Origin of the sequence: Planktothrix mougeotii LEGE 06226, assembly GCF_015207485.1 — a bacterium.
In the GTDB taxonomy this organism is placed as follows: Bacteria; Cyanobacteriota; Cyanobacteriia; order Cyanobacteriales; family Microcoleaceae; genus Planktothrix.
In genome coordinates, this window is record NZ_JADEWU010000024.1 from 18,418 (window position 1) to 39,906 (window position 21,489).

Annotated in this window: 15 protein-coding genes; 4 read left to right on the top strand and 11 right to left on the bottom strand. The window is 37.5% G+C overall.

Features of this window, described 5'->3' with window-relative positions; all coding sequences use genetic code 11:
- The first annotated feature begins 180 nt into the window (after positions 1 to 180).
- Complete coding sequence (locus tag IQ236_RS12360) at positions 181 to 402, top strand: ribbon-helix-helix domain-containing protein (protein WP_193869534.1); 222 nt, start codon at positions 181 to 183, stop codon at positions 400 to 402.
- 163 nt (positions 403 to 565) lie between these two features.
- Here IQ236_RS12360 and IQ236_RS12365 read toward each other — a convergent pair whose 3' ends face one another.
- Entirely contained in the window at positions 566 to 1,063 is a 498-nt protein-coding gene (locus IQ236_RS12365) for a helix-turn-helix domain-containing protein (RefSeq protein WP_193869535.1), read from the bottom strand.
- A 309-nt stretch (positions 1,064 to 1,372) separates the two neighbouring features.
- Here IQ236_RS12365 and IQ236_RS12370 point away from each other — a divergent pair, with 309 nt between their 5' ends.
- Positions 1,373 to 2,824 carry a CAP domain-containing protein gene (locus IQ236_RS12370; protein ID WP_228041583.1) on the top strand — a complete coding sequence of 484 codons (1,452 nt, stop codon included), beginning with the start codon at positions 1,373 to 1,375 and terminating at the stop codon, positions 2,822 to 2,824.
- A gap of 48 nt (positions 2,825 to 2,872) precedes the next feature.
- Positions 2,873 to 3,613: a calcium-binding protein gene (locus tag IQ236_RS12375; RefSeq protein ID WP_193869536.1), complete on the top strand. Its 741-nt coding sequence runs from the start codon at positions 2,873 to 2,875 to the stop codon at positions 3,611 to 3,613.
- Between the two features lie 147 nt (positions 3,614 to 3,760).
- Here the strand turns inward: IQ236_RS12375 and IQ236_RS12380 are convergent, their stop codons facing one another.
- From IQ236_RS12380 to IQ236_RS12425, 10 genes are all read right to left on the bottom strand, one after another.
- Positions 3,761 to 4,834 (bottom strand): glycosyltransferase family 4 protein, encoded by a 1,074-nt coding sequence (locus tag IQ236_RS12380; RefSeq protein ID WP_193869537.1) that lies wholly within the window; start codon positions 4,832 to 4,834, stop codon positions 3,761 to 3,763.
- A 127-nt stretch (positions 4,835 to 4,961) separates the two neighbouring features.
- Complete coding sequence (locus IQ236_RS12385; RefSeq protein WP_193869538.1) at positions 4,962 to 5,846, bottom strand: glycosyltransferase family 2 protein; 885 nt, start codon at positions 5,844 to 5,846, stop codon at positions 4,962 to 4,964.
- On the bottom strand, positions 5,843 to 6,916 hold the full coding sequence (locus IQ236_RS12390) for a glucose-1-phosphate thymidylyltransferase (protein WP_193869539.1): 1,074 nt from the start codon (positions 6,914 to 6,916) through the stop codon (positions 5,843 to 5,845). Before IQ236_RS12390 ends, IQ236_RS12385 begins: the two co-directional genes overlap by 4 nt.
- Before the next feature lie 74 nt (positions 6,917 to 6,990).
- Positions 6,991 to 7,866 (bottom strand): dTDP-4-dehydrorhamnose reductase, encoded by an 876-nt coding sequence (rfbD, locus tag IQ236_RS12395; protein ID WP_193869540.1) that lies wholly within the window; start codon positions 7,864 to 7,866, stop codon positions 6,991 to 6,993.
- Positions 7,863 to 8,411, bottom strand: a complete 549-nt coding sequence (gene rfbC, locus IQ236_RS12400; RefSeq protein WP_193869541.1) for a dTDP-4-dehydrorhamnose 3,5-epimerase — start codon at positions 8,409 to 8,411, stop codon at positions 7,863 to 7,865. Before rfbC ends, rfbD begins: the two co-directional genes overlap by 4 nt.
- Before the next feature lie 94 nt (positions 8,412 to 8,505).
- Positions 8,506 to 10,278, bottom strand: a complete 1,773-nt coding sequence (locus tag IQ236_RS12405) for a hypothetical protein (RefSeq protein WP_193869542.1) — start codon at positions 10,276 to 10,278, stop codon at positions 8,506 to 8,508.
- A 196-nt stretch (positions 10,279 to 10,474) separates the two neighbouring features.
- Positions 10,475 to 12,349 (bottom strand): putative HlyD family type I secretion protein, encoded by a 1,875-nt coding sequence (locus IQ236_RS12410; protein ID WP_193869543.1) that lies wholly within the window; start codon positions 12,347 to 12,349, stop codon positions 10,475 to 10,477.
- Between the two features lie 182 nt (positions 12,350 to 12,531).
- Positions 12,532 to 15,540: a peptidase domain-containing ABC transporter gene (locus tag IQ236_RS12415; protein WP_193869544.1), complete on the bottom strand. Its 3,009-nt coding sequence runs from the start codon at positions 15,538 to 15,540 to the stop codon at positions 12,532 to 12,534.
- Positions 15,537 to 16,289 carry a peptidylprolyl isomerase gene (locus IQ236_RS12420; protein WP_193869545.1) on the bottom strand — a complete coding sequence of 251 codons (753 nt, stop codon included), beginning with the start codon at positions 16,287 to 16,289 and terminating at the stop codon, positions 15,537 to 15,539. The genes IQ236_RS12415 and IQ236_RS12420 overlap by 4 nt, the downstream gene beginning before the upstream one ends.
- Before the next feature lie 647 nt (positions 16,290 to 16,936).
- The gene (locus IQ236_RS12425) at positions 16,937 to 19,600 is read right to left on the bottom strand and encodes a glycosyltransferase family 2 protein (protein ID WP_193869546.1); all 2,664 of its coding nucleotides are present in this window, start codon (positions 19,598 to 19,600) and stop codon (positions 16,937 to 16,939) included.
- A gap of 115 nt (positions 19,601 to 19,715) precedes the next feature.
- On the opposite strand from IQ236_RS12425, the gene IQ236_RS12430 reads away from it, so the two are divergent.
- Entirely contained in the window at positions 19,716 to 21,449 is a 1,734-nt protein-coding gene (locus tag IQ236_RS12430) for a glycosyltransferase family protein (RefSeq protein WP_193869547.1), read from the top strand.
- Positions 21,450 to 21,489 lie beyond the last annotated feature (40 nt).

The window sequence follows — 21,489 nt, forward strand, 5'->3', positions numbered from 1 at the left end:
GGATTTCAAATAATTTTTATTAAAATTTGGGATTCCTTTAATGGAGAAAGCCCTGAAGGGCTTACTACGGTTTGTGATATTTATGTTAATATATTTGTTAGGTGATTTAATCCAAAACTCAAAATTGAGAATCTAATATTGCTAGTTGTTATGAATTAACTCGAAAATAAGGAGATAAAAATGCAAATTGCAATCAAGCCAGATCAAGAAAAATTTATTCTTGAAAAATTACAACAAGGTAAATATAAAAGTGTGGATGATTTATTAACAGTAGCATTTCAACTTTTAGATCAGCATGATGAAAGAGAAAAGCAACTGATTGAACTCAGGCAAAAAATTGCTGAGGGAACACAGCAAATTCGTGAAGGAAAAGTCGTTGATGGTGAATTAGTTTTTCAATAACTACAAGAAAAGAGATTTAGAGGCTTTGTTTGAAGAATTTGGAGATGAAACATGAAAATTGAAAAAATCCAGTTTCTAGTAAACAGTAATCTGACTTTTTCAACGTAGTAAGCCCTGAAGGGCTTAATCCCCAGTAGTTTATAACCTCCTCATTAACCGCTTATTATTCATCAATATTATTTTTAGATTCTTCACGGTTTAAAACCGATGGAAAATGAAGCTGAAGGTTGATATCAATTGAAATAGTATTTTCTTGTAAAAAATCAACATTAACTATTTTAACCAAAGCTTCTTGAGGTAATAAATTATTGAATAAGTTTTCTCCTGAAGATAACTTTTTATAACCTGCATCATTTAACCAGTTACAAATATTACGCCAATTTCCCACTTCTGAGGGAACATCTAAAAGATTTTTTAAATAAGGATATAAGGTTTTACAGAGGTAAACTTCCACGCTTTTAGGACTTTGAAATAGTTTTTTGGCAATTTCCGCCGGACTATAACCACACAATAGTCCCCTCAGATAAAGCTTTTCTGTTTCAGTTAACCCCTGTCGAGAACGTGGGGACAATAGGCGTTTTACTGCTTCTAGGTCTTGATACAGTTTTTGTAAATCCCAAAAGTTACTAGCCTCAGTAAACATCTTATCTTTAGTATTCATGGTTAATCTGGATGATTTGACTAACGTAAGCATAGCGTAAAATACTAGCTTTTATTAGTTGTGTCATAGTTTAGACGGGTATATTCTAAAACTAACCCGCTCAAATATTAATTGTCCAAAAGTTAAAAGCCAATTTCCTCTAAACAATGAGTTTAACCAGGGGAAGATGTGAGTCGATCAAATCTGAAAATAAACTTTTGTAACAAATACTGAGGTTTGGCGTAAAAGTCGTTACTAGCCATCGATAGCAGAAATAGAACCTTTAAATTTTGAACGTTTGATTAGTTTTCACCAACCAGAGAACCTACCATGTTTGAAGTTAATCCTAACCCTACATCAGCCAACGCTATCACATCTTTAGCGGAGACTAACGCTTTTTTAGCAGAACAGGTGATGCCCAAAGTCTATCAGCAACTTCAACTGTTTGCGAGTGATCCCACTTTTGTTGAACAACTGAAGCTCCCTTTTGGCGACACTTGGGATATCCAGAAGGCACAAACCTTAGCCACAGAATGGCTTACAGGAGATTTTAGCACCTTTGCCCCGATTAAAATTGTCGCTTCAGCCGATATTAAAGGGTCTTCTGGCGCGTTTGCAGAAGCTACAAATCAAATTTATCTGGCTGAAGATATTTTGACGGGTAGCAATGTTAATCAGGCTGTGAGCGTAGTTTTAGAAGAAATTGGACATTCTCTTGATCCTCGACTTAATTCTAGCGATTCTATTGGGGATGAAGGAGAAATTTTTGCCAATCTTGTTCAAGGTAAACTATTAAGTGATGAACAAATTCAAACGTTAAAAGCTGAGGATGATCACGCCACTATAACGATAGATGGAAACATCCTTTCAGTTGAGTTTAATGATGTTTATGATTTTTATTCTCAAAACTGGGGGGGTGAAATTTTTGATTGGACAACAGGACAAAATGAAAGTAAAGGATGGTATCAATTTACTCTGAACGATCAAAATTCTATTAGTACCAGAGACAGTATTTCTCGAAATTGGGGTAATAGCTCACCCAGTGATGTCGGTTTAGATTATTTTGGAGTGAACTTGTGGACTATAGCAGATTTTGAGGCGGGTAATACCTACAATTTCTCAGTGACAGCAGATGATTTTTATCGAATAGGTGTTATCCCACTTAATGCTTATGATTCTAATCAATGGGTGAACATCAGTGGTCAAGATTGGAACTGGTTAAATGATGCTTATAATGGCAAACAATACACCTTTACTCCAACAATTAGTGGTGAATATTGGGTCTATGCTGGATATGCAGAAAAACAAGATACTGCCAGTTTTAATATTTCTTGGACGACCAATAATAATGGTGGAGGCACTACTAATAACGATCCAAACTCATTTGAACAGCGTGTTTTTGAACTAACTAATCAAGAACGTCTTAACGCTGGGTTATTGCCTCTAACCTATAATTATCAATTGGAAACATCGGCAGAAATTCATAGTCAAGATATGGCACTCCAAGACTATTTTGATCATAACGGACTTGATGGCAGTAGCCCTTTTGATCGAATTGAAGCGACAGGATATAATTACTCCTGGGCTGCCGAAAATATAGCAGCAGGTCAAACAACACCAGAACAAGTTGTCAACGGATGGATGAATAGTCCCGGACATCGTGCTAATATTCTGAATCCGAATTTAACAGAAATTGGTGTGGGGTATTACTATTTAGACAATGATACAGGTACTGTCAATTACAATCAATATTGGACACAAAATTTTGGAACGCCTGCATAAAAGTATATCAAAATTAACAGCAATCTACATTGAGAATTATTAAACACTATGGCACTACAACCAAGCACTCAAAACGGTATATCTTTTTTAGTTGGAGATAACACCGCAGAATCAATTATTCTATCTTCTGGACAACTAAACAATTACCCTGGTGGTGTATTAGCCCTGGATGGGAATGATACGGTTATCGGTTCAGAAGATAGTGAATTTATTAATGGAAATACGGGTTTAGATTCCTTAATTGGAAACGGAGGAATTGATACCCTGAGAGGGGGAAAACAAGACGATATTCTCGATGGAGGAAGTGGGAATGATTTCTTAGCTGGAGATTTAGATCAAGATATTGTTAGAGGAGGAGAGGGTAATGATAGTTTATATGGAGGAAAAAACAGTGATCAATTGTTTGGAGATGCCGGGGATGATATTCTTTCGGGAGACAAAGATAATGATACATTGACGGGAGGAACAGGAAAAGATACCTTTGTTTTAGTTACAGGTGGCGGTTTTGATGTAATTACTGATTTTGAAAATAGCATTGATATTATTAAACTGCCTGATGGTGTAACATTTAATGATATTTTGTTGCAACCCTCATCAGTAAATACCCTAGTTATTGTGCAAAGTACAGGAGAACAATTAGCCCAAATTAATAATATTTCTGTTAGTAATTTGACGGCGGCTAGTTTTGGGGAAACTACTACAAATGTAATCCCTACTATTCCTGATATCCCTGATATTCCTAGTGTTCCTTCTATTCCTACTACTCCTGTTTCTAGCAACAGTTTATAATCTTTGGAAACCCGAAACTAAGGCTCTGTCTCCGGTTAAGAGCAGGCGGAGCCTGCAAAATGGCATTGCAACGTTTTTCAACGTAGTAAGCCCTTCAGGGCTTAATCCCCAGTGGTTTATAACCTTTGAACCTAGAAACGAGAGATATTATAAATATTTTTGAATCACTTCTGCTGTTTTTTGTCCGGTTTTTTCCCAACTAAATTGTTTAACTTGTTCTAATCCTAATTGTCTTAAATGCGATCGCATTTCTGTACTATTAGCTAGAGTTTCCATCGCTTCTGTGATTTCTTCAACCTGATAAGGATTAACATATAATGCTGCATTTCCGCCCACTTCGGGTAAAGAAGATAGGTTAGACGTAATCACAGGAGTTCCACAAGCCATTGCTTCTAAAACCGGGAAACCAAACCCTTCCCAAAGACTGGGGAAAACAACAGCAATGGCTTGATTAATCATGGGTATTAATTGTTCAAAAGGAACATAATTTAAAAACTTTACCTGTTGAGTTAATCCTAATTCTTGAACCTGCTTTTTGAGTTCCGGTGTATAGGTTTCATCTGTTGGGCCAGCGAACCATAATTCATATTCGGATAAATGTTTTAACTTAGAAAAAGCACTAATTAATCGAGATAGATTTTTATAAGCATCATGACGACCAATATACAGGAAATAATTACGAGTTGGTAAGTCTAAAAATTGAAATCTCTGGGGGTTATAGGCGAGGGGAATGGGTGTTATTTTTTGTTCTGGAATGTTAAAAAAATCAACTAAATCTTTCGCCGTTGAGATAGAATTACAGACAATATGTTCGGCTTGGGATAATACAGGGGGAATATAATATTTAAAATAAGCGGTTAACCGAGAACCTCGTCTCGGAAACCGTAACGGAATTAAATCATGAGCCATGACAATTGACCGACATCCTGAATACAAAGGAGCTTCTGGAAGGGGAGAAAATATCAAATTTCCCTTTAATTGTTGATAAATTTTAGGGAGTTTAAACTGTGTCCAAAGTAACCTCCTAAGATGTCCCTTTGTTCCTTGGTCTGGGGTCATATTATTAGGAACAGAATAGCAAGAATAATCGGGTTTTTGTTGAGAGATTAATAATGTAGGTTGAAGCGATTTTAAAGCAGGTAATACATGACTAGCATAAATAGAAATTCCCGTTGGTTTAGGAATTAAAAAGGATAAATTAATTAGGAGGGAATGACTCATAAAAAATCTATAATTTAAAATATTACTAAGTCTATAATATAGCAATCCGTGTAATATTTGTGATCAAAACCTGTAGGGGTTAGGTCTCCTAACCCTCTTTGCGCCAGGGTTGGGAGGGACGCCACCCCTACCTAAAAATAAAATTTATAACCCCTTTGAGTTTATACCAAGATTTTTGGGGAGTAACTGAGAGGGTTATCAAACTAATAAGACTTATTCTAAATAACCAATACAATAGAATAAGTTTAGAAGTATGTTTATCAAGAGTGAGGAGATAACTGTAAATACTGTATTGAAGCTTGAGGTTGGGGTTTCTTTGAGTAATAGATGAAGTTTGATGAAATACTTTAATCTGTGAAGTAATCCCAATTTGATGTCCTTGGTTTCGATACCGTAAACAGAAATCAAAATCTTCATAATAGAGAAAATAGTTAGGATCAAATTGAGGACATTCTTTAAATTTTTTTAAATTAATTAGTAGACTACATCCCGATACCCATTCTGTTAACTGATAAGGTTGATTTTGCAAAGTTTTTGATAGTTGATTATAGACCTTAATTATTCCGGTTTTGGGGTTGAATTGTCCTTCTGTAAACTCTATTTCTCCTTTGGAATTGTAAATCACTGTTCCTAAAATAGATAATTCTGGGTAATCTTTAAATAATTCAATTGCTTGAGACAGAACATTTTTAGATAAATACGCATCGGGATTAATTAACCATACAATAGCTTGATCATTTTGTTGGTAAACCCAATTTAACCCAAGATTACACGCTCGACCAAAACCAATATTTTCGGGTGCATCTAATACTAAAATAGAGGGAGAATTTAGCTGATGAATTGAGCGATCATCGGGGGAATTATTAATAATAATAATTTGATAATCAATTCCCTGTAGAGACGCGCCATGGCGCGTCTCTACAATTTTATGGAATGTATCTATAACAATTGAATCAATTAATCGTTGAATCAGTTCGGTGGAGTAATAATTAACCGTTATCCAGTAAATCACGCTAATTCTATTTGACTATCATCTCCAATCATAAACCGTAATGCTTTCGGTCGTTGAGGTGCGGTACTTAAAGTTGCTCGACGACCGATAACCGTATCCACAATGCGTTGATTAATCCCAATAATTTTAGCTTCACTCAAGATGACACTATGTTCGATTTCAGCATCAATTAAAGTGACTTTATTGGCTACACTACTATAGGGGCCGATAAAGCAGTTTTCTAAATAGCAATTTTCCCCAATAATCACTGGCCCTCGGACACTACAGTTAACTAATTTTGTCCCTTTACCGACTTTAACCCGTCCTAAAATATGACTGTTTTCGTCTACTTCTCCTTGAACATCGTAGATAATACAAGAATCTAAAATAATTTGGTTTGCACTCAACAAATCATCTTTTTTTCCCGTATCTAACCACCATCCTTCCAGATTACAAGCTTCAACTTTTTTCTGGTTATTAATCAGTTGTTGAATTGCATCTGTAATTTCCAGTTCTCCCCTTGCTGAAGGCTGAATTTGAGCGATCGCATCGTGAATGGTTTTATCAAAAAAATAAACCCCGACTAAAGCTAAATTTGAAGGGGGAACTTTGGGTTTTTCGACTAACTGTAAAACTCGTCCTTGATCATCAACAACAGCGACCCCAAAGGCGGTGGGATTAGGGACACTTCTTAATAAAATTAACCCGTCTAGTTGTTGCTGTTTAAAGCGTTCTACAAACTGATTAAGTTGACTTTCAATTAAGTTATCTCCCAAGTACATAATAAAAGGAGAATCTCCTAAAAACGGTTGAGCAACTTTAACCGCATGAGCTAATCCGGCGGGTTGTTCTTGTAAAATATAGGTAATTTTGGCTCCAAAGCGATCGCCATTTCCGGTTAAATTTTTAACTTCTTCTCCCGTTTCAGGACTAATAATAATGCCAATTTCTGTAATTCCAGCCGCTACAATTCCTTCAATTCCATACCATAAAATGGGTTTATTAGCGACGGGAACTAATTGTTTTGCACCTGTGTACGTCAAAGGGCGTAATCTTGTTCCTTTTCCACCAGATAGAATCAGCGCTTTCATAATTAATCGTTAAGGGTTAATAGTTGATTAATTCATCGATTGTTTTGTAGAAAGAGACGCGCCGTGGCACGTCTCTACGGGTTTAATTGTTGTAACATTTTACGCAATCCCTGACGCCATTGGGGAGTATGAGTTTCGAGAAGATTGGCTAATTTTTTCCCACTTAAAACCGAATAAGCCGGACGACTTGCTGGCGTTGGATATTCGGGGGTTGTAATTGGAATTACCCGTTCAATTTTTAAGGGAAAACCTAATAGTTTTGCTTCTTCAAAAATAGCGATCGCAAAATCATACCAACTGGTAACACCACTATTAGTACAGTGATAAATTCCGTAGGTTTGAGAATTTAAAAGTGGCATTAATTGAACAATTGATTGTGCTAAATCTCCTGTCCAAGTTGGACTTCCTACTTGATCGCAAACAACGCGAATTTCTTCCCGTTCTTTTCCCAACCGTAACATAGTTTTGACAAAATTTCCGGTTCCCCCTACGCCATAAACCCAAGCGGTTCTAATAATTGCAAATTTGGCTTGGGTTTCTTGAATAGCAATTTCTCCAGCTAATTTAGATTGACCATAGACACCCAAGGGATGAGTAGAATCAGTTTCAATGTAAGGATGGCTTTGGGTTCCATCAAAGACATAATCTGTAGAAATGTGAATTAATTTAGCATCTAATTGTTGACAAGCTTTTGCTAAAATACCGGGCGCAATTCCATTAATTTTCATTGCTAATTCCGGTTCACTTTCTGCCTTATCCACAGCCGTATAAGCCGCAGCATTAATCACCCATTCGGGTTGAATGTCCTCTATTATTTGTTCAATAATTTGAGGTTGAGATAAATCAAGAGTATCCCGTCCTACAGAAACTAACGACCCCATAGCAGTCAGAAAAGGCTGTAATTCTTGACCGAGTTGACCATCTTTTCCAATCAATAAAATTTTTGTCATGAGAAGAACTCCGCCGTTTTTAAAGGTTGACCTTCTTGATCTTTTGCTGATAAAATTGGTGTGATTCCATTGAGGGGCCAATCAATTCCGACATCAGGATCATTCCACAGTAAAGAACGCTCGTATTGTGGTGCATAATAATCTGTGGTTTTATATAACACTTCAGCAATATCTGAAATCACTAAAAATCCATGAGCAAATCCTGGGGGAACCCAAAATTGTCGCTTATTTTCTGCGCTCAGAATGCAACCGACCCACTGTCCAAAAGTTGCAGAACTTTTTCTCATATCGACGGCGACATCAAAAATATCACCCGCAACAACACGCAGTAATTTACCTTGTGTTTGTTGAATTTGATAATGCAAACCTCGCAAAACGCCTTTAACAGAACGAGAATGATTATCTTGTACAAATTCTGAGGTAACTCCAGTCTTTTCAACAAAGACTTTATGGTTAAAACTTTCAAAGAAAAAGCCGCGTTCATCCCCAAAGACTTTGGGTTCAATGATTAAAACATCGGGAATTGAAGTTGGAATAATATTCATATTTAGGTTAATCAGTGGTCAGCGATTAAATATTGTACCAAATTGTTGCTTTGATGAAAACCGAATTAACGTTCACTTCAAGGTTAAGAACGGGTTAGTCTTTCTCAACAATTATCTTAACTTCCCCCTTTAACGGGAAAAATTCATGACTATCAGAATTATAGACCCAAGCTTTAATCGTTATGTTTCCTAAGTCATAATCCAATTCATGGGTGGAAATTTGCACCTGCCATCGTGCATAATTATAGAGTGGGGAATCTAGTCCCTGAGCAATATCTGGACTATTTAAACCGACATTAGCATTGGCGAAAAAGGATTGTTGATTTCCTTGAGAAAAAAAGACAAGTTGGGGTTGATTTTGAGTCTGGGGAAAAATTGCCCATCCCTTTAAAATAATAGAGTCTTGGGGTTTGATTTTCAAGGGTTGATCACGGGAAAAAGGAAAGTCAATATAACCATAAACTTGTTCTGATTCGGGTTTAAAGGTTATATTATTTTCCCAATTTCTGAGGTGGACTGTCTGGAGTTGTTTAACACCATCTTGAATCCACCAGGTTGTTTTACTTAATCTTAATAAACAGCGATCAGGATGGGTTTTGAAGAAGTTAGAGTCTTCTAAATAGTTAATGAGTTCTAAGCAGGTTTTACCTCGTTGTTTATTGATTAAATCTGTTTGTGCTTGAGCGATCGCTATTTCTGATTTTACCCCAATTAAACAAACTAAAATTCCCGCTATAAAACTATAAATCAGTTTGGGACTAGAGTTATGGTTTAGAGTTTGAGATTGAGTAATAACAATAAACCAAAGTTGAATAACAGCAATAATTAATAGTAAAGAATGAGTCGTATATCGAGAAGCATCAATCGCATAATTTGCTCCATAATCATAACGACCTAATGTTATTAAAATTGAACATAAAATCGAAAATATTCCAATGGAAAACCAAGGAAAACAGGATTTTAGTAAATAGTATTTCTCTTTTTTATTAATCAAACAGTAACACCATAACCCCATAAAATTTAATATAATTATTAATCCTATATAACTACTAAAATTATAGGAATTTGTTAGAGTTGCAGCAATTAAATTTAAAAAAAAGTGAATCCCAGTGAACAACCTTTCAATAAGCGAAAGATTGATGATTTTGGGTTCTTGAGTATATCCTATTGAGTAAATTAAACTGGAAATTGCAAATAAAGTTAGCCAAAATATTAAATATTTTTTTCGTTGATTTACTTCTGTTGTAATCATCCAAATAGAAGGAATTAAAGCCAACCAACTCATCAAACCCTGTGCGGATGAAAAACTAGCAATTAAACAAGGAATCGTTGCAATTAATAATTTTTGGGTAGGTTTAACTTGCTCTTGTGTTAAAATAAAACAACTTAAAATTACACATAAATTAATTAAAAACAAAGCAATTTGAAACCCCCAAAGCCAGTTTTCAGATTGAGCTAAGGAGAAAAAGATTAAAGCTATTAATAAATTAGTAAAGTAAAAAAAAGAGTTATGATTTTTGGAGGTATTAACCGAAACTTTATATAACAAAATAAAAGTTAGTATGGCTAACCCTAAGCTAAAAAAAAGCTCTAATTTAATATTCCAACTCGAAATAAACCCTAAAACAATAAAAATTAAACGAGGAAATAAGATTCGATGGTTATTATGAAGTTCAAATAAATCTTTAAATTCTAATGTTCCTGTAGCTGTTTTTTCAAATAAGGCGGGTACAACCCACTGATCATAAAACGGAACATTCACTCCAAACTTAATAATAAATCCAATAATTCCCAAAATAGGGATTAAATATAACAGCCCTAAAATAGTAGTAGGAAAATCGACAAAAGAGGAGGAGTTTTTAGCCATTAGTTACCAATTAAGCTGTTAAGTATTTAAACCATAGAATCCGACGACGCTCATACTACAAGGATTTAACAATTTCCGAATCAGAAATTGATATTCTTAATAGAATATCAGTTACCAACTATTAGTGATTTACAGTAATAACTGATAACTGGTAGAGACGCGCCATGGCGCGTCTCTACACTGATAACTGATTAAATTACTTCAAGTTTGTAATACTGTTCATTCGACCTGTAAAGCGATTTAAGAATATATCAAGTACAGACCGTTTACCCACATTAATTTTGGTATTCACTGACATACCTGACTGTAAACCCACCTTAATATCTTTCTGTTCATCTAAGGTAAAGTTTTGCTTATCTAATTTCACTTTTCCTTTAAAAGTAAAATATTGACGACCCTTTTCTGGATCAGGTTTAATCGCATCTTGACTCAACCATTTTAACTGTCCGGGAACCATGCCAAATTGATCATTGGGGAAAGCATCAATCGAGACTTCCACCGGAATACAATCTATATCAGTTACTCCAATTTCTTGTCGAGCTTCTGGAGATGCTGGACAAATACAATCTTTCTCGGCTTTACATTCAATCACTTCTCCAGCCACCGTTTTACCATCATAAGGCTGTAAAAATTTGCGCTTAACTCGTAAAGCATTCAGCACTAAAGCTAAATCAGTATTTTTAATATAAATTGTGGCTTCCAGTCCCTTATCATCCGCTAAAATTTGCATAAGCTTTTCCGTTTGTTGAGCCTCATAATAAGCCTCATTACAACGCTTCATCCTCGGATCACCCGATTTTAAAATTTGCTCATTGACATAACTGCAAATTTCATCCTTATTCAGATCCAGTTCAGAATCCTGTTTTGTTGAAGGCTGTAAATCATAAATCACCCCAGCCACCGGGGAACGTAGAACTTGAGTATCTCGTTGTTCTTCAACTTTTTCCAATTGAGCATTAACCTCTCCTAAGCGTTTTTCATTATCCAGTTTATATCGGCTTAATTGAGAATCAATACTAGCAATTTGTTTTTTATTTTCTTCAACCCGAAGATACAATTCTCTTGCCCAGGCATCTTTTGTATTTTGCAATTCTTGTTCCGTCCGAGCAATAGAAGCTAAAACCTTCTGTTTTTCATCTTCTAAACGTCTAATTTCAGCTTGTTGTTTCTCAACATCACTCTTACGGGCATTAATTTCACTTTGACGAGTAGTGATTTGATCTTGCTGACGTAAAAACTCATTTTGACTTCTTAAAACCTCTTGTTCCTGACGTTTTTTATTTAAGTCAGACATCGCCCCTTCTTCAACCAACGGAGCAATTTGACCCAAAATCGATTCGTTCAGATCCAAAGACTCTTGAGACTTATTAAGTTGAGCCTTCGCTAAGTCTAATTGTTCTTCAGAATAGCGAATTTGATTCGTCGCATATTGAACTTGTTCTTGTGTCGCCCGAATCGAATTTTCCGTCTGTTCCAGTTGTTTTTTAAACTCAACAATTCGCCCCTCAACCGCAGACACACGAGATAGAAATTCAGCCCGGTAATTCGCCACTACACCCGATTGAGTGGGACTATAGTTAATCGCTCGACCTTGATTATTATAAAGTTCATTAATTAAACCCGTTAAAACCTCATTTTCTTGTAATCTCGCCTCCCGATCCTTAACCATCGTTTCCCACTGAGCCGGTAAATTTCCCCTGCCATTTCCCTGAATAATACTGTTATAGAATTGGTTTTCTTCCTTGAGAGTCCCTTGTAATTTAGCCAAAGACTTAATATCAGCACTGGGGTTTGTGGGGCTGAAAGTCAGAAGCGGTTGGTTTTTCTGCACGCGATCGCCATTTTCAACGTGCAGCCTCACCACCGCACCCGTCGTTGGAGCTTGAATCTCTCTAGCGCCCTCCTTATATTCCAGTTCCCCCACAGCAGGAACCGTTTGTTCAATCCGAGAAAAATAAGCCCAAACAACCGTTGAAGTCGTTATCAACATGATCATCCAGAGAAACATATGAGACCACATTGCCGGTTTCTCAAGAATAACAGGTTGATCAATCAGTGATACAGATTTCATAATCAGTTAGTAGTTAGCAGTTAGTAGTTAGCAGTTAGCAGTAGAGACGTGCCATGGCACGTCTGTACCAGTTATCAGTGCAAGAGTTAAGAAGCAGTTCCAGTTGTTTTCAACAGCTAAAAATCTTGATTTTATTTTTTTCACTCATTGCTGTTGACTGATCACTGATCACTGATAACTGATTAATGGGCTTCTTGTTGTTGATACAGACAGTAATAACGTCCCTTCAGAGCAATTAACTCATCATGGTTTCCTTGTTCAACAACAGATCCTTGATCCATCATAATAATTACATCCGCATTTTTGACAGCGCTGAGACGGTGAGTAATAAAAAACACCGTGCGATCATGAAACACATCCATTAAATTATTAATCACAGAACGTTCCGATTGATAATCTAAAGCACTCGTCGCCTCATCCAAAATTAACAGTTTCGGATTTTGTAACACCGTCCGTGCGATCGCCACCCGTTGTCGTTGTCCCCCCGATAACGCCGTTCCCCTTTCTCCTACGGGGGTATTGTAACCATTGGGAAGACCCATAATAAAATCATGTGCCGCAGCAATCTTAGCCGCCCGAATAATCTCATCCGTACTGGCTTCGGGGTTACTCAAGCCAATATTATCCTGAACCGTTCCATTAAACAGAAGAGTATCTTGCAACACCACCCCCAATTGACGACGCACAGAATACAATTCCACCTTATTAATATCATAACCATCAATTAAAATTCGACCCGACAAAGGAGCATATAAACGCTGCAATAACTTCATCAACGTACTCTTACCTGATCCACTCAACCCCACAATCGCCACAAAAGACCCAGACGGAAAATCTAAATTCACATTCGCCAACTGCAACGGCCCAGTTGGATTAAATCGGAAAGAAACCTCATCAAATGTAACAGACCCTTCAATTTCCGGTAACGGAATATTATTGCGATCCGCTTCATCTGCTTCAGGATAACTATCAATAATATCCCGCAACCGTTCCACCGAAATTGCTACTTCCTGCACGTTTTGATAAACACTAATAAACCGCAACAACGATCCCGTCACGTTTCCTGAAATAATCCGAAAAGCAATTAAACCCCCAATGGTTAACTCCTGTTTAATTACCAGATAAGCCCCCACCCATAACAGAGCAATTCCTCCAATTTTATTCAAGAAATCACTCATCGTACCTGCCGCCGTTTGGGTCAGAGTCGTCTGCAAACCTGCACTCATATACCGAGTATACATCCCCTGCCACCGCCAACGAGCCGTCAGTTCAATGGTTTGAGACTTAATTGTTTGAATCCCACTAATCACCTCTACTATATAAGCCATAGCCGTCCCTCCCAAAGCAGCCCGCTTACGAATCAGCCGCATAATCACGGGGGAAAACACAAAAATAATCCCCGCAAACAAGGGTAAAGGTGCCAGAGCCACCAAAGTCAGCATCGGACTGAGGGCAAACATCACTGCTACATAAACCACTGAAAACACGGCATCCAATACCACTGTTAAAGCCGTCCCCGTTAGGAAGTTACGGATATTTCCTAACTCATTAAAACGACTCATTAAATCTCCCACCTGTCGGGTATCAAAATACCCCAAAGGCAGCCGCAACATATGGTCAATAATCTCCGCCGTCAGCTTAATATCAACTCGGTTGGAGCTATCCACAAACAAATAAGTTCGCAATGCCGTCAACAACCCTTCAAACAGGGCAACCCCTAACAGCAATATCCCCAGAATATTCAGAGCATCTAAATTACGCTGTCCGATGACCGCATCAATGATCACCATGCTCACCAAGGGGTTGACTAAACCAAACACTTGAATAAAAAACGAAGACAGCAACACCTCAACAAAGGTGGTGCGATGCTCCATCAAGGCGGGTAAAAACCACCAGAAACTAAACTGCTCTTTCTGGTCAACTCGCGGCGCTTGCAACAGAAGCACCTGTCCCTCCTCACCCCAAACCTCCGTAAACTGCCCCGGACGCATCCGAGTCAAACCTTTTTCTGGGGTTGCCAACACCAATTCTCGTTCGGTAATGCTATAAAGAATGGCAAAACTATCTCGCCACACCACCATCGCCGGAGCCTTCAACCGACCGACGGCCCTCGCTGGAATCTGCACCAACTGAGCATTAATCCCCAACATCTGCGTGACGGCCCCACAAGCCTGTAAGCTGATATTGCCCACTGTCGCCAACTGATTATCTAAAACCCGGCGCACGACATCTTTTTTAAAGTTAATCCCGAAGAACTTAGCAATCATATTGAAGCAAGCCAGAGGCGCCTCAATCTTGCCACGACCCCTAACCACCGGGAACCGTTGAGCGGCTTTAGGCAAATTGGTCGGTTCTGGAATCGGAGGAACATCAGGAGCCGGAGTAACCGCCGATAAATCTATTTTGCGAACACTAGAAGTTGAGTCCTGAGAAACACTTTCTGAGCCATCGCTTTCCGGGGGAGATTCTTCTTCATAAACCGGTTCTCGCAAACCAATTAATCGCACCCCCTGTGCCCCTTCCGCCTTATAAGATTGCTGACCCTCCTCCAAGAAAACCCGATTCCCGGGAGTAAAACCGCCCAAAGTTCCACTACTCACTAACCAAATCCGATTGGGATCGAGTAAATTTTTGAGTTCTTTAATTTTATTGTTGCCATTCAGCAAGTTCAGCACAATGGCATCTTGCCAAAGATCTTGAGCTAAAGTCTTAATATTGTTAACGGGAACAGCTTGTTGTTGCAGATATTGGCTTAATAGCTCAAAAATTTCGCTGATCGAGGCGTGATCACGAAAAGCTTCGCCAAAAACCTGTTCTTTAGCCACCCATTGCAGAAAATCCGTGGCTGACAGTGTGATACAAATCGTGTCCGTTGAAGCGATCGCCGTTTCACAAGGGACTCCTCGAATTAACCCTCCCCAGCCGATAATTTCTCTGGCTCCGAGTAAGCCCAAACTGACATGGCGTTGTGCTCTGGGATCAAAACCCAGGAGTCTAGCCTGTCCTTGATAAATAATCGTGATTTGAGTGGGTAATTTATCCCGCTCAAAGATCGGTTGTCCGGTGCGGTAGCCCAAGAGTTGGCATTTGGGTAGCAAGCTTTGAAGAGCTTTCTCTGAGAGACGATCAAAGGGGCTGGTTTCAGCCAGAAAGGTCTGAATTTGGGACTGGGAAACGGCGGATGTTGTCATGACACTGAAGACACTGAAGTACGAAGAGGTTGTAGCGAACCTACTTGAGCCATTTGCTCTCGTAGCCAATTTTCAAACATTTCATCAACCATCCGGCGACGCATAGACTCGTCTAATTGAGCCGGAAGGAACTTTTCTAAGCGAATAATCACAAACCATTCTGCTAGGGGACGAGGTGCCCACAGTTGACCGGGTTGACTCACAGATAAGAGTTTACTAATCGCTGGGTGGGGTTGAGAGACGGGAACTGGGCCTAATAAACCCCCTGTCCGAGATTCTGGCCCTTCTGAATGTTCACGGGCAACCTCAGCAAAGGTGTTTTCTCCTTCCGCCACTCTAAAATAGAGTTCTTGAGCCAAACCTGGATTTTTAGTCCGAATTAAAGAATAGACAACTTGATCTAAATTACCTTTGCGACTGAGAAAATAATTTTCGACTCGACCACTCCATGTCTCTTGTTTGAATTTTTCCACTCTCACAGGGCGTTCTGCCATTTCCACCAGTTGTTCTGGGGTCATATCGTAAGCGGCTAGCCAAGCTGCTTTCGCTTCTGGGGAAGTTAGTTGGTGTTGCGAATCAAATCTTTCGAGAGCCGCTGCTCGTTCTTCTTCTGTACAAGTAATCTTAGCGATCGCTTGTTCCAAAATCACTTCGCGCAGAAATAAAGGCATTAACTGATAACGTTTGAGCAGCGAGGGTAGATCCTCTGCTGTGATAATAGTTTCTCCGACTTTGAACGCTCCTGTCATTGAACTCTCCAACCGACTTTCACTACCCCTTTCAAATTTACCTTGAGTAGTCCTAGAGTGACTACCGCATCTCATCTCTTTGTCCAAATAATAGCAGACCGTTTACCCCCTCACTGAATTGATCATCTCTAAATTACCTCAACTTCTGGGAAACTGCTGAAAAAATTGTCTTTGGGCTGTTCATAGAAAAAAGCATGGGAGTGTGGAAACGAGCGCGTCTTCAGACAACAGAGGAAACACGACTCAGGGGAATTTATTCCCCGTGAATATTGGATTGGGAATCGACAAAAATTTTTGTATTTGCCGATTCCCGGTTTTTTTGGTATTTCTACCACACCTATTGCTAGGGTAAAGTTAGCTTCGCCAAGGTTATCGGTCGGTACTATCCCAAAAGCACTGTCTTACCCCTCGTAAAACTGTTTAACTTTCGAGTTCCAGAGCAACGGACTAGCTACGCATCCATTGGTGGGTTCTTTAACGCTTGCCGATAACGTAGTCAGTTAAGACTATAGCTGGTCAGCTATCCAAAGAGGAGGCATGAAGCCCCGTCTCTTCAGAGCGGGGTGCTGACGCTCATAGTTTGCTGTCCATACAGTGACGTGGCGGATGGCTTTTGGGTTCCCCATCAGGGCTCGGATACTGATGATCTAGCTGTCTTCTGGTTGTGCATCGATTGCTAAAACTGGATGAATGGATCGATTTGGATCAGTGGCCTTTGAGTGTTGAACCAAAAAATCAATCATAAGGTTTCTATAAGCATAAATCTTCTGGAGGCTAATAGAGTTTAAATTCTCAAAATTGAGTTGAGAATATTGAAAATATGATTGAGCTATATAGATCCACAGTTCATGAGAGGATGAATTTGCGGTTAAGTTTTGAGTAATATAAGCCAATAAATTTTCTTGAAAATGAATATATTTTTCTATATTTTCTACGATTTTAAAATTATCAATGCTTTTAAATAGCCAAGTTATAAACTCAGGGAAAAAATAGTAAGGAATCACCGCATTTTTATAGATAAAAGGAAGTTGATAAGCTCTTTGATATAACATCAATCCCATCAGTTCAGAAATTAAATCACTTGAATATAAACCTTGAGAAAGCTTTTCTTGAATTTCCTCAATCGAATGTTGCTCAATTTCACCGACTTCTTCATCAACGAGATTACTGTTTAAAAAAAGTTGATAAATGGGACGAATTTCTTGGAAATATTGAGTTTCTAACTCGGTCGGAGCTAAAGTTAACCAATATTGAACTAAAATTTGGCGAACTAATTGAAGAGTTTCTATGATTTGGGGACGAGGATTGTTTTGATATTGACTCATTAAATTTTTTGTTAATTTTAGATAAAATTTGGAATTAAATAAAGCTTTCTGTAAAATTACTTTCTTTAAAGATGAGTTAAAAAAAGAATAGCTTGAATCTTGCAAAAGTTTTAAATAAAGTCTCTCATAATCTTTGTAATTTTCCTGTTGAGCAATATTAACTTGAGTTTGTTGATTTTTATGGATGAGAAGGGAAGATAAAGCTTGATCGACAAAACCAATTTTATAACGTCCCATAATTCTCCACCACATATCCACGTCCAAAAGTTGCTGAAGATTAGGATCAAATCCTCCTAATTCTTCAAAAACCTGTTTAGGAATTAATACAGTTGTAGGTTCACCAATTTTATTTAACCCTCCTATTAAACAGTTGGGATCGGACAAAAGATCTTGACCCCATTGAATCGGTTTTAAATTAGACCATTTTTGATGTAAATTAACGGCGCCTTTATAAGCAGATTGACAAATAGGATCAGATGTTGAATTGGGATGAATCACAACTTGACGCGGAGAAAAAACTAAACCGATTTCTGGATCTTGTTCGGCTAAATTAACCATCTCTTCAATACAATTGGGTTCTAACCAATCATCCTGAAAAATAAATTTGATGTACTTTCCTTGAGCTTGTTTAATACAGAAATTGAGATTTTTTACTAATCCATAATTAGAATGAGTCAGAATTCGATAAGGAATAGAACACTTCTCTTGAAAAGCTTCAGAAATTTTTATCGTGTTATCTGTTGAACCATCATCAGAAATAATAATTTCTAAGTTAGGATAAGTTTGTTCTAAAGCACTTTGAAGAGCAGTTTTTATAAATTCTTCTCCATTATAAGTTGGAATTAATATACTCACCAAAGGAAAAACTTGATTTAAACTGGATTCAGTTTCAACAATAGCTGAATCAGAAATTATAGCTGAATTTTTTTGTAAAATTTGATTTTGAATTGATTCCAGTTCTTTTTGAGCTATTTCTAGTTTTTGCTTAAGTTTTCTGTTGTTTGTTAATTGAAAAGCATCATGAATTCCTGCGAGATCAATCAAATCTGCATATTTAAAAGAATATTTTTTTTCAATGTATTCAGCCGTTTTAGCATTATTCATTAACTGATATAAGGTAGAAATTCCAAAATACTGATGACTCAGACGATGAACTGTTAAAGCCAATTTTGCCATTAAAAATTGCAGGTCATCCGGTGTAATGGGAGGTTGAATTAGGGACTGCTGAGGAAAAATAGTGTTAAAAATCTGGCAAACTTCTGGACTGAGATAATGTTGAAGCAGTTGAGGAATTTCCCAAATATGTCGAATAATATTTTCAGTTGTTACTCCACTAATATTGCTATCATGAAACCGAAATAAAACCAAGGGTTCAGGTAAAATATAAATTTCAGACTTCAGACATAAACGTATCCAAAAATCTAAGTCATGAACTTGACGTAATCGAGGATCATATAATCCAATTAGATCATAACATTTTTTCTTGATTAAAACACTGGTATTACACAGAGAATTATCACAATAAAAGAAAGAATTTAACCATTGAAAACGATTTTTATTGTTTTGTGAAAAAATTTTTTTAAAGGAAGCTTCCTTTCCAGGATGGGGATTTCCTGCTTTATCAATAATTTCCGCATGGGTAAAAACCGCATCAAACTGAGGATTATTATCTAAAAAATCGACTTGTTTTTCAAGCTTATCCGGTAAAAAAATATTATCAGAGTCTAAAATTGCAATGAATTCTCCAGTCGCCTGACGAATACAATGGTTTGCTGCTATACTAACACCTTGATTTTGTTCAAAAGAAAACCAGCGAATTCGAGGATCTGATTTTTCTTGAATGCGTTCTAGGGTTTGATCAGAAGAACCATCATTGGTGATAATAATTTCAAAATCTTGATAGGTTTGGTTTAAAACACTGTCAATGGCTTCTGAAATATATTGTTCTTGGTTGTAAGTGGGAATAATAACGGTGACTCTCGGCATAAAAATTATGTTATAAATTGTATTAAATACTGGGAATACTGAAATAAACTTGCAAGTATGACCTAAAACCTGTTATTTATAAAATAGCTCTTATTCCCCTAAAAGTCTAAAAGTTATGAATAAAGATACCCCAGATGAAGTCAGTGATAACAGCCTAAATCCGAGTCCATCTTTGAAATCCGTTGAACGACCGTCGGAGTTACTGAATTTTTTACCTCCTCATGCTCAAGTCTTGATAGATGTAGGCTGTCTAACAGGAACAACTGGTTCTTATTATAAGCGAATTAATCCTCAAAGTTTCTATTGGGGAATTTTAATCCATTCAGAATTCAGTGCAGAGGTCACAAAAGGGTTAGATCAAATCATCCTGAGTTCAATCGACCAGTTAGAAACAATCGCATTAGAATTAGAAGAAGGAACAGTAGATTGTTTGATCTATGATTCCATCTTACCCCAAATCAGAAATCCCTTAAAGAGCTTACAGAATCATACCCGATGGTTAAAACAGGGGGGTCAAGTTTTAGCTTATATTCCGAATAGTCAATATTGGCAAAATATTATTAAGATAATCCAGGGAAAAGGAGGGATTTTAAGCCCAGAAGATACGAGCCAGAGGGGATTAACTTTAGACGCTATTCAAACCCTATTTTGGGAAGCTGGCTTATATATTTATGAAATTCAAACTAGAGGAAAAAAAGATGATGAATTTCAACAATTTCTTCACTTAATTCAACCTATTCGAGAAGCTTTAGGGTTAGATGCTAATCGTTTTGCGACTCAAACCGCAGCAGAATATTATCTGGTTCGCGCTATAAAATCCCTTCAACCTCCTCGTCGTTTATTAATTCAAACGGCAATCATGGCTCCCACAGGATGCGATCGCGTTCGAGTATTAGAACCTGATCAATTGAGTGCAACAATACCTGGAACTCGAACCATTTCTGCATCTAAATCAATTCCTACTGGTTCCATTTTACCCGAAGAAGAAAAGGTTTTTATTTGGCAACGGACAATTTTATCTTATGAGCATCACTTAGAAATATTAAAAAAATTGTTAAAAGAGGATTATTTAATGATTGCTGAAATTGATGATAATCCTTTACGAAGACGGGAGTATGCTGAACATCGTTATCTCAGTTATCGGGGATGTCATGGTGTACAAACTTCTACAAAACCCTTAGCTTTATTTTTACAACAATTTAATCCCCATGTTGCCATTTTCAAAAATCATTTGTTGACTTTACCTCCCCCTCGAATCTATTCTAATTCAAGAGTGACCTTATTTTTTGGGGCCTTAAATCGAGAACAGGATTGGCAACCGATTATGGAAGCTTTAAATCGGGTTTTACTCCGTCATCAAACTCATGTTCAAGTCAAGGTGATTCATGATCGTCGGTTTTTTGATCAGTTAGAAATATCTGAGAAAGAATTTGAACCCTTTTGCAGTTATGATAGATATAATCATATTCTCCAAAGTTGCGATATTGCTTTATTGCCTCTAATGCCGACACCTGTAAATCTGATGAAATCGGATTTAAAGTTTTTAGAATGTGCAGGTCATGGCGTTGCGGTTTTAGCAAGTCCAACGGTATATGAACAATCAATAATTCACGAAGAAACTGGTTTAATTTATCGGACTATCCAGCAATTTGAAATGTATTTGAATGAACTCATTATGAATACTTCATTGCGACGAAAAATTGCGATGAATGCCTATCATTGGGTAGGAGATCACCGTTTACTCTGCCAACATTATCAACAGCGACGAGACTGGTATTTAAAAATGCGAGATCAGTTACCCAGTTTGAATGAAGAACTCCGTCAACGAGTTCCTGAATTATTTAGATAATCCCCCAGAATATAGCAACAATTAAACTTAAATTATTCAG